We start from the raw sequence: 12,468 nt of genomic DNA, 5'->3' as shown, positions 1-12,468 counted from the left end.
CTTTCCCCTTTCTTACTCTGCAAATTTATTTTTATGGTCATAACGATTGTAATGAATATCTTCGCTAATTAAGTATTCATAAATATCATCTACAATCTCAATACCATTTTCTTCATAAGCTTTCTCACGCAATCTACCTCGTTCTCCTGGGAAATATACCTGTTCATGTCCAGGAGCGGGTTTTACTTGCTTCACTTCATCTAGCATAGTCGACATGTGTTGTTTAAATAGATCCATATCAGTAAAGAAAGCTGGATTAATAACAATGTGTAACTGCCCTAAATCTCTTCCTTTAGATAAATCTGCGTACATCGAACTTACATGTTTTCCAAATGGTAATCCTAAAAGAATACCTGATAAAACATCAACCATCATCATTAATCCGTATCCTTTAGGACCTGCAATTGGTAAGAGGGCATTTACTTTTGATGGATCTGTTGTTGGAGCTCCCTGCTCATCAACTGCCCAAGTTGGTGGGATAGATTCACCTTTCGAACGTGCATGTAAAATTTTTCCCCACGCTTGCACTGTCGTTGCCATATCAAATGTTAGCATGCGTTCATCTGCTGTTGGTGCAGCAAATGCAATTGGGTTTGTTCCAAAGTATTCTTCTGCACCACCAAATGGTACGACCATCGGATCTGATTGACAAACAGATAAAGCTACCATATCTTGTTTTGCTGCCATTTCTACAAAATAGGCTAATGCTCCGCTATGAGACATGTGCTTAATACCAACAATCGCCACACCATTTTCCTTTGCTATATGAATGGCTTCTTCCATCGCTAGTTTAGCAGCCACATGACCCGAACCATTATCGGCCTCAAAAATTGCACTTGCCGGTCCTGTTTTTTCAAAATGAAAGTTTGGATGATGCGCAATGCCATTTTTGGCAATTCTTTCGGAATAATATTCAACTCGAACAGCACCATGAGAGTGAATTCCCCTTGCATCTGCAAAGGTTAAAACATCTGCTACAATCTCAGCATGTTCTTTTGTTAATCCTGCTTTTTCAATTTTATTTTGGATCAAATTGTGTAGTTCTTTTTTCATCACTCTCATAGTTCCAACTCCTTTGTTATTTTTCTGCAAAGGCATTTGCATGATTATATTTATCAAAATGCACTGTATCACTTATTAAATAATCATAAATTTCTTTAACAATTGGAATACCATTTTCTTTATAATCAGCTGCAACAACTTCACCCAGTTCACCTGGATACAAGACTTGTTTAAAATTAGGTGCTGGTTTTATATCGTGCAGTTCTTGAGTCATTTTTTCAATATTTTCTTTAAAAGTATCTAATGAGGTAAAGTAACTTGGATTTATTACAATATGTAGTTGCCCTAAGTTACGTCCTTTTGATAAATCCGTATACATAGATGAAACGTGTTTTCCAAACGGAAGTCCAAGTAAAATACCTGATAAAACATCAACCATCATCATTAAGCCATACCCTTTAGGGCCTGCAACTGGTAATAAAGCATTGACAGCGTGTGGGTCAGTTGTTGGTTGCCCTTCTGCGTTAACCGCCCAGTTCGAGGGTATTTCCATGTCTTTAGAACGAGCGTCTAAAATTTTTCCCCATGCTTGTACAGTGGTCGCCATATCAAAAATAATTGGTGTCCCACTTTTACTTGGAGCTGCGAATGCAATTGGATTTGTTCCAAAATAAGGTTCTGCTCCGCCAAATGGAACTACCATCGGATCGGATTGGCAAACAGATAAAGCTACCATATCTTGTTCGGCCGCTTGCTTCACAAAATAAGCTAGCGCTCCACTATGTCCCAATTGATGAATGCCAACAACTCCGATACCACTTTCTTTTGCTAAATGAATAGCCTCATCCATTGCTTCTTTTGCAGCAACATGACCTGCACCATTATCTGCTTCAAAAACACCTGTGCTTGGACCTGTTTGCTGAAAACGAAAGTTTGGTTCTACATTCGTTCCCCCCTTTGCAATACGTTCTGCATAATACTCTACACGTACTGCACCATGTGAATGAATGCCTCTTGCATCCGCAAATACAAGTAAATCAGCTACTCCTGACGCATGCTTACTACTCAAACCTGCTTTTTCTAGCTTTTTCTGTATAAGTTCGTGTAATTCCGTTTCATCCGTCTTAATGATTTCATTCTTTACCATTTGTTTTACCTACTTTCCACCCCTCAAATTTCTGGGTCTCGATTACAATCTTTAGAGTAGATGTAACTAAATGCTTCTCCTCGGCCTACAGCATAAGTTGCTTGCGGCACGTAAGCTCCCATGAATAAATAATCACCTTTTTTAATTGGTATCCATTCATTATCAAGGTTATAGACACCTTCACCAGACAACATATATGCTCCGTGCTCTTGGAAATGTGTTTCAACATACCCATGACTTGCACCTGGTTCAAAGGATAAAATGTGGAAATTCATATCAAATCCTAAATCTTTTGGTAATAAATCTTTAATTAGTACATCTTTCATACCTTCATATTCTTCTACTGCAGTATCGTTTACATTACCAGAAACAATATAAGCATGATGCCCTTCAATAGCTTCATAGCGTTTCTTGTATAAGAATAACTCTGCATTTTCTTGATCTGTATTTTCAAAGTAAAGTTTACTTTCAGGTGGACAGTATACATAACCGCCAGACGTTAATTCAAAAGTTTTACCTGCTGCTTCAACTTTTAAATTACCTTCAATAACATAAAGGAAAGTTTCGATTCCATCTCCTCCAAAGCCCGCTTTATTTTTTCCATTTGGTAGAACTGTTACGAGATAGTCAACAAATGTAGCACCTAATTTTGGTGTAGCTAAAATTGAAATATCACAATCTTCAAATCCTGGAATCGTATTTTTCACTAAGCCATCTGGTGTGATAATGGCATAATTATCCTTTTTAATAATTGAACGTGTTGCAAGTAAACTTGTTACATAACCTGTATTATTATTTCTATAACCCATGATAAGTCCTCTTTTCTATAAGTTAATTACATTACATTTTTATCATTATTTTCAATCGTTTGTTTTGCTTTACTTTTTTTCATATTAGCTAGTAAGAATACGGAAGCTCCTATTACTAAAATAATAGCTGCGACATAAAAACCCATTACTTTTGAACCAGTTGAGTCAGATATAAACCCTGTCACTAACGGTGCCAAAATCGATGAACTCATACCAAAGAAGTTAAATACCCCAAACGATGTGCCATATCCTTCTTTTGGCGCACTATCTGCAATATATGAAATTAAAATCGGATCAACTGCTAATTTACCAAACAGTCCATATAAAATAAGTCCTATTAATAAAATACTTGAAGTCGGTGCAAGGACGGTTAACACTAACATTGCTGCCGCAAGTAATTCGAGCACGATAATCAGACTAACTTTCTTATTTCGGAATTTATCAGACATTCTACTAAAGTAAAGTGCACCTGGAATAGCAGTAATTGCAACAAGAGCAGAGGAAAAACCAATTGCAACGCCTTCAAAACCACGTTCCTGCTGTAAGAAGGACGGTAACCAAGTAACAATCATGTAATAGCCATAACAAGTAGCAAAGTACAATACATAAGCAGATATCATTTTTATTGAAAACAGTTGTGACATAGATGCTGTACTTTTTGTTTTGGCAACCTTTTCTTTTTGCTCTATTCCTTTTTCTTTTCTAGGTGTTTCCTGAATAACTTTGGCAAAAACAAAGATTAATATCACAATAAACGCAGCAATACTAAACATCATGACTTGCCATGGAATATGCAAAGATTTCACAAGCAAACTCGAAGCAATTAAACCAATCCCCATACCGACTGCCGAGCCACTATTAATAATTGCTGTCGACAAACCTCGGCGTTCTGCTGGGATATTTTCAGAAGACAGTGAGTAAGCTGAACCATAGTAAGAGCCACATCCAATTCCGGCAAGTAAACTACCTATGTAAATCATAGTAATATTACTTGCCATCCCGATTAAAATAGCAGCTATAGCAAATAGTGTGAAACCCGGTATTAAAACTACTTTTTTTCCAAGTTTGTCTACTAAAATACCTGCCGGAATCTGCATACCTGTATAACCAAAGAAATAAAAACTAGAAATCAAACCCATTTGCATATCTGTGTGAATGCCAATAGTTTGTTGTAATTCTGGAAAAATTGGTGTTAACACCGTACGATACATCCAAATTACAACCCAGCCCATACAGAGCATAATAATAATTTGTTTCCAGTATTCAATACCTTTTTTTACTTGTGCGGTACTTGCTTCCATTTACTTCACTTCCTATTCTTTGTAGGCTAATCGATGTAGCGTCGCAACAAGTGCTTTTACTCCCTCAACTAAATCCTCAGTTTTTGTATCTTCTGCCGGATTATGACTAATCCCACCAATACTTGGAACAAATAGCATTGCAGTTGGTACACGAGGAGCAAATATTTGAGAATCATGTCCTGCACCACTATGCATAACACGATAGTTTAATTTTTCTTCGTCACATGCATTTTTAATTACCTCAATAATATGTTCATTCATTGGTACAGGAGTTTCATCCATCCATAAATGAACGTCAATTTCCATACCAAGTTCTGCTGCAATACGTTTCATATCTGCTTCAATTTCTTTTGAAAATTGAACGAGTGTTTCACTATCTGTATGACGGCAATCCATTGTAAATAGAACTTCGCCTGGTACAACATTAACTGTATTTGGCTTTGGTTCTACCTTACCGAATGTTAAAACAAGTGGATCCCCGACTTTTTTAGCTTTTTCAATAGATTCAACGCAAATCTTACTAAATCCATAAACTGCATCTTTTCTATATCCCATTGGTGTAGTTCCGGCATGATTGGCTTCACCTTTTAGCGTAATTGTATAGCGTCTTTGACCAACAATACTTGTTACAACACCAACCGATTGTTTCTCTCTTTCAAGTACATTCCCTTGCTCAATATGAATTTCAACAAAGGCTTTAATATCATCACGAATCGTTTCATCATCTGAACGGAAATCAAAACCTGCTTTTTCCATTGCTTCTGTAAAAGGTACTCCATTAAAATCTTCAATGTCTTGTACATCCTCTTTTTTTGCAATACCAAAGACATTTTTACTTCCCCAGAAAGCATAAGGAAATCTGCTGCCTTCTTCTTCAGCCATTGAAATAACTTCCAAAGAACGTAATGGTTGTCCGTATTTCTCTTGTAAATATTTAACCGCTAAATATGCTGCAAGCACACCGAATTGACCATCTAGTTTCCCACCGTTCACTACTGTATCAATATGTGAACCTGACATTATCGTTTCATCTTTATATTTAGATCCTTCTAAACGACCAAATAAATTACCAACTGGATCATAATATGTTGTCAACCCAATATTTTCTAATTTTTCTTTAACACTCTCTTGTGCTTTAAGCCAACTATCTGAATATAATAATCGGGTTGTTCCACCAGTTGGATCCGCACCAATATTGGAAAGCCACTTTACATTTTCTTCTACATCTTGATAAATACAATCCATTACGTTCTCCACCTTTCGTTTGTGCTCATTTACTACACTTAAATTGTAAACGATTTCAAAGAGGTTTTCATTGTTTGAATGAGCTAAAAGTGTATCGTCTTTTTTGTTCATTATAGCTAAATTTGATTTAATTTTTGTTTAAGACAGCTATAACAGTTTCATAAATTGAAAAAATTATATATCCTAAATACATATTATAGAAGAGGTGAATAAAATGACTAGGGAAGAAGTTTTTACATATGCTCAAAAAGATGGTTTAACATTACATGCTTCTTTTTACCGCTCAACAGTTAAAGAATTACAGAATAAAACCATTATTTATTTTCATGGTGGTGGCTTAATTTGGGGAGATCGAAATGATTTACCTAAAGACTATATTCAGTTATTTTTAAAAAACGTATTCCATTTTTTAACATTTGATTATCGTCTGGCACCCGAAACAAAACTTGATGGAATTTATCAAGATATTCAAGATGGTTTTCATTGGTTTCATAATGAGTTCTCTAAAACACTTCATTTAAATTCTTCAGCATTTATATTATTTGGTCGTTCTGCTGGAGCCTATTTAGCTTTTTTAGCAGCAAAAGATACAACTTTACCAAAAGCAGACGCCCTAATTATATTCTATGGATATAGCTCTATTCGTGAATCTTTTTATTTAAGACCCAACTCACATTATGTAAAGTTTCCTAAAGTAACTTTACAGACAAAAAATAGTTTAGTTGGTAAACAGGCCATTTGTTCTGGAAGTATTGAAAGCAGATATGCAATTTATATACACTGCCGACAAAATGGAACTTGGTTGAATGAATTATTCGAAGATATTTATAGCGATATGAGTTATTTTAGCTTAACGAAAGATGAATTAACTAAACTTCCTCGGGCATTCATAGCTCATAGCCAAACAGATCAAGATGTTCCGTATTCCGTCGCACTACGCCATAAGGATATGATTCCTAATAATCATTTTTTATCCATTGAGAAAGCGGATCATGATTTCGATGCTACGATTACTCTTGGTTTAGAGGTATACCAAAATGTTGTTCAATTTTTAATTAACAAAATTCATTGATTTTTTAGTATTTCTACTTTTTTAGTTTGTAATCTATTTTTTAACTCTACAAAAATACATCGTATAAAAGAAAGAGGCCTCCCAAATATATTACTTTTTGGAAAGCCTCTTCACTGTTTTACTAAAACAGTGCTTTTGCAATATAAATCACGTTCAATTTATTTACATAATATTTTTATTGTATATTCTATGAAAAAACTTTTGTTATCTCCTTTTTTTCTACCTGTTTCATACAATCGCTTTTTCTAAATACCATTAGTGAAATAACATATAAAAGTGCTGTAAATATTCCAACTGCTACAAAGCTATGGAATGTCGCAAATAACAGCCCTGCAACTGCTGCCCCTATCGTTTGTCCGATATACATAGAAGAGTTTGCGAGTGCTGCTCCAGTCCCTCTTGCCGAACTAGATAAATGTTGTAGCTGACTCATCATTAAAACAAATAAAATTCCTGTAATAAAAAATAAAATAAAGAAAAATAGTTCTACCAATTGTATTTGTTTCAAATGTGGCAAAATTACATATAAAATCGTAATCAGTATTATGCCTCCATAAAATGAATACGCATGACCAAGTTTTTTGACAAGCTTAGGTCCTAAAATATTTCCTGTTAAGTTCCCTAATCCGAGTATAAGCATAGCACTTCCCACTTCACTTACCTGTAATCCAAATTGACTTGCAAGCCATACGCCAAAAAACGAAAATGCTGCAAAATTTCCTGTTTGGAAGAGAAAATACGCAAAAAATGAATATGAAACTTTTCGCTCTTGTAATAAACCTTTGTAACGATTCATAATCGATTTATTTCTTACTTTTGTTTGTTCTACTGGTCGTAACTGCGGTAATGTCATATAGATTAAAACAATAAGTAATCCCGAACAAATTCCGATTGTAAAAAATGGTGTTGAATAGTGATTCGTAGCTAAATAAGCGCCAATTGGTAACCCGAGCAATTGTGACAACGATAGGCCTGCAGTTGCAATTCCGATTCATTTTACAATTTGATCTTTTGGAACAAGAAGTGGAATAGATGCCCATACTTGTGGTGATACAAACGCTGCACTAACACCAGCACAAAAGCGGAACGTAATCATCCACCAAAAACTTGGTGCTAACCCGCATAAAAACGTACTAATCGCAAAAAAGCTCATGCCGCCAAGCATCACTTTTTTTCGATCTAATCCATCAGAAATAGGCCCTGCAATGAGCGCAAATAGTGCATACCCTAACGCATACGCGCTTACCATCCAACCGGATATTTCCGTAGAGATACTATATACCGTTTGCAGAGTCGGCAAAAGTGGTGAAATCAAAAATGTATCTGTACCAATCATAAACATCATGATAAAAAATAAACTCATGATTTTACTCATTGTTTGCATCTCCTTAATTTATAAATTCAGAGCTGTATTCACAGCCCTTTTTATTTTAATCCTCTAAAACAGATTGAATATATTTCAAATCACTCTCATTTAATGTTACATCCATTACTTTCACATTTTCTCTTACTTGCTCTGCTCTTTTCCCTCCAGGAATCACCGTATCAATACCAGTTTGATTCAGAAGCCAAGCTAACGCTATGTTTGAAACTGCCGTGCCCTTTTCTCGTGCAAAATTTTTTAGTTTTGCAACTTTCACAAAATTCTTTTTATATGTATTCTCCTCAAATAATGAAACACTTCTACGCCAATCTTTCTCATCTAATTGCAAATTCCCAGTATATTTCCCACCTAAAATTCCAAAAGCAAGAGGCCCATAAGGAATAAATGAAATATCTTGTTCTATACAATATGGTAGGAGTTCTTTCTCTGCTGTTCGATCTAACATGTTATAAGGTGACTGAAATACATCAATATCGCCATGCTGATTTGCTTCTTTTAATTGTGCTAAGTTTACGTTTGATATCCCAATAGAACGAATCTTTCCTTCTTCTTTCAAGCAAACGAGCTCTCCAATAGAATCCTCATATGGAGTTTCTAGATCAGTAAAATGTAAATAATATAAGTCAATATAGTCCGTTTGTAGTCTTCTTAGGCTATTCTCAACGGCATTTCGCAAATAATTCGGCTCATTATTGATACTGGTAGAACCATTTGATAGTGGCTGTATGCCCCCTTTTGTAGCAAGTACAACTTCATGTCTTCTACCTTTTAATGTCTCTCCTATTAATTCTTCAGATCTTCCAAATCCATATGCATCGGCTGTATCTAAAAATGTAATTCCTTGCTGAAGAGCTTCTTCAATCATTTTTGTCCCCTCTAGTTCGTTTACATTAGAAAATAAGTTATAGCCTCCTACTGCATTTGTCCCCAAACCCATTTGTGAAACCTGTAGTCCTGCTTTTTGTAATGTCGTGTACTTCATCTTTTATCCCCCTATATTTCTATCGTTCGAATATAATCGAACAATAGAAATATAGCACGTTATATGCTATAGTGCAAATAAATGAACTTATTAAAGCAGGTGAAAAAATGCGAACACTATACCATCCAAATCGCGAAGAAATTCAATTTTCTTCTGTCTTATATGCACTGAGTGATCCAATCCGTTTACAAATTGTCAAAATGTTAATAGTACAAAATGAACAATCATGCGGTGCTTTAAACATCCCCGTTGCAAAATCGACCTTATCCCATCACTTCAAAGTGTTGCGTGAATCAGGTGTCATGCATACACGTATGGAAGGTACTCAGCGTTTTATTTCGATTCGAACAGAAGATTTAAACGCCAGATTCCCAGGATTATTAGACGTTGTATCACAAGCTACAGAACCCTATTGAAAAAGACATCTCATATGAGATGTCTTTTTTATGCCAACTATTCTTTTAACAAATCTATTAATCCATTCCCTTCCGATGTACGCTCATACCCAAGAGGAACGGTTCGTTTTATTAACTGCGCATAAATTTCTGGCTCTGATAATTTTCTGCCATATTCTCTTTCGCATTGCTTAATAAGAAGTGCTAATGCACCTGCTATGTGCGGTGTTGCCATTGATGTTCCACTTAACACTGCATATTTCCCTTCCGGATAAGTGGAAAGAATTTCTTCTCCAGGAGCTACTAAATCAATTTCTTGATTCGAGTTACTAAAGCAAGCAAGCTTCCTTTCTAAGTTTACCGCACCCACCTCAATAACTTCTGAATAGGCACCCGGAAAATCTAATTCCTCTGTTTTATCGCTGCAATCTCCGTTATTTCCTGCAGCGCATACAACGAGTACATCTTGCTTCACCGCATGCTGAATAACTTCGTGTAGCTCGGGTACATCTTCCGAGCCGCCGAGTGACATAGAAATAATTCGAACTCGCTCTTGATTTGGGCCTCTCCAGCGTACCGCATAATCAATCGCCTCAATAATTTGTTGATAGCTTCCTGATCCATCTCCTGCTAATACTTTCAACACTAATAATTTAGCAAGCGGCGCAACACCGAGTACACCAGCGCTGTTCTCTGTTGCTGCAATTGTTCCAGCAACGTGCGTTCCATGTCCATTGTTATCAAGATATACTTTTGGATCGCCTTCGTAATCATTAGTAAAATTTCTTCCGCCAATAATACGATCTTTTAAATCAATATGATTTACATCACACCCTGTATCTAGCACAGCCACAACAATATCTTTTCCTTTTACACTCTTTTCCCAAACTTGCGGAGCATGAATCAGTTGTACACCTGGCGGAATTTCGTTGACTTGTTCTACCACTTTATTAACCGTAAACGGAATTAATTGAACTCCTTTTTGCTTGTTCACTGTACTACTGTTCATCAAATTCCCTCCTAATATTTATTGTTATTACTTTAGCTCTAAAATGAACACGCTTACATATATATGTAACATTCGTTTTCAGACGTTTGTTTTCCTGCATTACAATACGTCTTATACTTTTTCTCAACATACAAAAACGCCTTTTTCTTCAGCCGTAATGAAGAAAAAGGCGTTCATCAAATCATCTGTAAAATCACTGTTTAAAGGAGCCCGTAAGCTGGAAGCCTTTTGCTAATTCATATGCAATCTTTCTTTCAATTGTTTTAAATAACGATATCGGATGATGATGAAATATACAATTTGAATACCTACAAATATACTTAAAACAATCATATTTTCTTTCAGAAGCGAGTATTCAAACATTTGTCCTAAAGTCGTTAATGCAACGGCACCGTGGGCAGTCGCAACTGCAATTGGAACGAAGAATAGTAACGCTAATCGAATTGTTACAACTTTTGATAGTTCTCCGCTTGTTAAACCTACTTTTCGAATTGATTCAAATAAACGGCAATCATCTTCTAAATCCGAGAACAAACGGAAATATAGAAAACTACCTGCACAAACAAAGAACACAATACCGATAAAGAATCCTACGAATAGAATTGGTCCTAGTAATTGCAATGCTTCATTCTGTTCGTACTCTGTTGCACTAAATCTAGAGTTTTCTTGATGTAATTTCAATTCATTTGTCAGCTCTTTTCCAACTTCAAAAAGGTCTTTCGTGTCTTTTGTATAATACATATAATCTTTTACTTCTTTGTACCCTGCCTGCAATGCATTATATTGAGCATCTGAAATAACATATACGTGACTAGACAAAACCTTACCAAGTGTAGAGCTATCAACTTCTTTTACTTTTAATGCTACATTTTGATTTGGGAGTTCGATTGTTTTTCTCTCTTGTTTTTGTGACATTGGAATTTCAAATGAAAGGAAAATTGCTGTATTTGGTTCCACTGAAACAGCTAATTCATTTGTAGCCTTTGCATACTTTTTATAATCGGACTCTTTGACAAAGGTTATATCTCGCGGCTTTTCCCTTTTATTCTGTTTGGATACAACATTGATTTTTTGAGAGGAAACATTATATTTCTTTAACGTTTGATCAATGAACCGCACGTGCTGTGATTCGTTTGCGTTACCTTGGTTCGAATGATAATTAAATGCATAAGGCTGATCCATCGCTCCTCGCATCATCGAAGATAATCCAACTAACGTACCGATTGCTGAAAAAGCAACTGTCGAAATAATCGTTACGATAAAGAACATCCGTGCATTATCTCTCATTCGATATGCTAAATCAGAAAGAGTAATCATATTCGTTCTTGTCCAGTAGAAACGTTTACTTTTTTTACATGTGCGAATAATAAATACACTTAGTTGCTTATACAGCAAATACGTACCAATAATGACAACCGTTGTCACCGGAATCAGCATAAAGAAGACCACTACACCAAATGAAGATAATGCCGCTACATATCCTCCGCCAAGCAATAGCACCGCGAGAACAGATGCGATAATAGAAGCCTTTGGTTCTGGCTTTGCTTTTGCTGATCCTCTAAATAATTTCATAATTTGATTTTTACGGATCATCCCTGCACTAAAGAACGAAATGATAATAAATAAAATAAAAAACATAATACTTGTCACACCGATAGCCATCGTTGGAAAATAAAGTGACAAAGGTAGATTTACCTTTAACAATAGTGGTGCTACGAAAATCAATACGCCAGAAAATAGAATTCCGCAAATAATACCTGCTATGATTGCACCAATCCCAATCATGACATTTTCAAAAAAGATAAGACGTCTTAATTGGAATCTCGTCATTCCTAACATCATTAAAATCCCTAATTCACGCTTTCTTGATTTCAAAAACATTCCCATCGAATATAAAATAAAGAAAAACGTAAAGGCATAAATTATAACTTGTGCAAACGACATACTGACAAATACATATTGCCCTAATTGATTTGCACTTAGTGCCGGATGAAAAGCAAAATATGAGTATACAAAAAAGGCCATAATTGCAAACGCACTACTTAAAAAATAGGCAGAATATGTACGTCGGTTTCGCGTTACGTTACGAAACGCTAATTCCCTAATGTTCATGGTGTCCCTC

Annotated in this window: 10 protein-coding genes and 1 pseudogene; 2 read left to right on the top strand and 9 right to left on the bottom strand. The window is 35.6% G+C overall.

Features of this window, described 5'->3' with window-relative positions; genetic code table 11:
- Window positions 1-12 precede the first annotated feature (12 nt).
- From allD (QRE67_RS09620) to allC, 5 genes are read right to left on the bottom strand one after another with little or no spacing between them, the layout of a single operon-like run.
- On the bottom strand, window positions 13-1,062 hold the full coding sequence (gene allD / locus QRE67_RS09620) for an ureidoglycolate dehydrogenase (protein ID WP_286124648.1): 1,050 nt from the start codon (window positions 1,060-1,062) through the stop codon (window positions 13-15).
- A gap of 16 nt (window positions 1,063-1,078) precedes the next feature.
- Window positions 1,079-2,131: an ureidoglycolate dehydrogenase gene (gene allD / locus QRE67_RS09615; protein WP_286125236.1), complete on the bottom strand. Its 1,053-nt coding sequence runs from the start codon at window positions 2,129-2,131 to the stop codon at window positions 1,079-1,081.
- Between the two features lie 41 nt (window positions 2,132-2,172).
- A complete protein-coding gene (allE, locus tag QRE67_RS09610; protein WP_286124647.1) occupies window positions 2,173-2,958 on the bottom strand; it encodes a (S)-ureidoglycine aminohydrolase in 786 nt (261 codons plus the stop codon).
- 26 nt (window positions 2,959-2,984) lie between these two features.
- Window positions 2,985-4,259 (bottom strand): MFS transporter, encoded by a 1,275-nt coding sequence (locus QRE67_RS09605; protein ID WP_286124646.1) that lies wholly within the window; start codon window positions 4,257-4,259, stop codon window positions 2,985-2,987.
- A 12-nt stretch (window positions 4,260-4,271) separates the two neighbouring features.
- Window positions 4,272-5,504 carry an allantoate deiminase gene (gene allC, locus QRE67_RS09600; protein WP_286124645.1) on the bottom strand — a complete coding sequence of 411 codons (1,233 nt, stop codon included), beginning with the start codon at window positions 5,502-5,504 and terminating at the stop codon, window positions 4,272-4,274.
- Window positions 5,505-5,718: 214 nt separating this feature from the next.
- Between allC and QRE67_RS09595 the strand changes: the two genes are divergently transcribed.
- A complete protein-coding gene (locus QRE67_RS09595; protein ID WP_286124644.1) occupies window positions 5,719-6,576 on the top strand; it encodes an alpha/beta hydrolase in 858 nt (285 codons plus the stop codon).
- Window positions 6,577-6,763: 187 nt separating this feature from the next.
- Here QRE67_RS09595 and QRE67_RS09590 read toward each other — a convergent pair.
- Both QRE67_RS09590 and QRE67_RS09585 read right to left on the bottom strand, forming a co-directional pair.
- Window positions 6,764-7,951 (bottom strand): annotated as a pseudogene (locus QRE67_RS09590) (MFS transporter).
- 55 nt (window positions 7,952-8,006) lie between these two features.
- Window positions 8,007-8,942, bottom strand: a complete 936-nt coding sequence (locus QRE67_RS09585; RefSeq protein WP_286124643.1) for an aldo/keto reductase — start codon at window positions 8,940-8,942, stop codon at window positions 8,007-8,009.
- Between the two features lie 107 nt (window positions 8,943-9,049).
- Here QRE67_RS09585 and QRE67_RS09580 point away from each other — a divergent pair, with 107 nt between their 5' ends.
- Window positions 9,050-9,358 (top strand): ArsR/SmtB family transcription factor, encoded by a 309-nt coding sequence (locus QRE67_RS09580; RefSeq protein WP_286124642.1) that lies wholly within the window; start codon window positions 9,050-9,052, stop codon window positions 9,356-9,358.
- A 37-nt stretch (window positions 9,359-9,395) separates the two neighbouring features.
- Here QRE67_RS09580 and QRE67_RS09575 read toward each other — a convergent pair whose 3' ends face one another.
- The gene (locus tag QRE67_RS09575; RefSeq protein WP_286124641.1) at window positions 9,396-10,346 is read right to left on the bottom strand and encodes a S8 family peptidase; all 951 of its coding nucleotides are present in this window, start codon (window positions 10,344-10,346) and stop codon (window positions 9,396-9,398) included.
- Between the two features lie 231 nt (window positions 10,347-10,577).
- The gene (locus tag QRE67_RS09570) at window positions 10,578-12,458 is read right to left on the bottom strand and encodes an FtsX-like permease family protein (protein ID WP_286124640.1); all 1,881 of its coding nucleotides are present in this window, start codon (window positions 12,456-12,458) and stop codon (window positions 10,578-10,580) included.
- Between the last annotated feature and the right edge of the window lie 10 nt (window positions 12,459-12,468).

Origin of the sequence: Bacillus sp. DX3.1 (assembly GCF_030292155.1) — a bacterium.
Classification (GTDB): domain Bacteria; phylum Bacillota; class Bacilli; order Bacillales; family Bacillaceae_G; genus Bacillus_A.
Note: the sequence above shows the minus strand (reverse complement) of the source record. Positions and strands in the feature narration are given on the sequence as shown.

Coding starts and splice junctions, on each gene's coding strand:
- allD (WP_286124648.1), bottom strand. CDS start 1,062: ATGAGAGTGATGAAAAAAGAACTACACAATTTGATCCAAAATAAAATT.
- allE (WP_286124647.1), bottom strand. CDS start 2,958: ATGGGTTATAGAAATAATAATACAGGTTATGTAACAAGTTTACTTGCA.
- QRE67_RS09605 (WP_286124646.1), bottom strand. CDS start 4,259: ATGGAAGCAAGTACCGCACAAGTAAAAAAAGGTATTGAATACTGGAAA.
- allC (WP_286124645.1), bottom strand. CDS start 5,504: ATGGATTGTATTTATCAAGATGTAGAAGAAAATGTAAAGTGGCTTTCC.
- QRE67_RS09595 (WP_286124644.1), top strand. CDS start 5,719: ATGACTAGGGAAGAAGTTTTTACATATGCTCAAAAAGATGGTTTAACA.
- QRE67_RS09585 (WP_286124643.1), bottom strand. CDS start 8,942: ATGAAGTACACGACATTACAAAAAGCAGGACTACAGGTTTCACAAATG.
- QRE67_RS09580 (WP_286124642.1), top strand. CDS start 9,050: ATGCGAACACTATACCATCCAAATCGCGAAGAAATTCAATTTTCTTCT.
- QRE67_RS09575 (WP_286124641.1), bottom strand. CDS start 10,346: ATGAACAGTAGTACAGTGAACAAGCAAAAAGGAGTTCAATTAATTCCG.
- QRE67_RS09570 (WP_286124640.1), bottom strand. CDS start 12,458: ATGAACATTAGGGAATTAGCGTTTCGTAACGTAACGCGAAACCGACGT.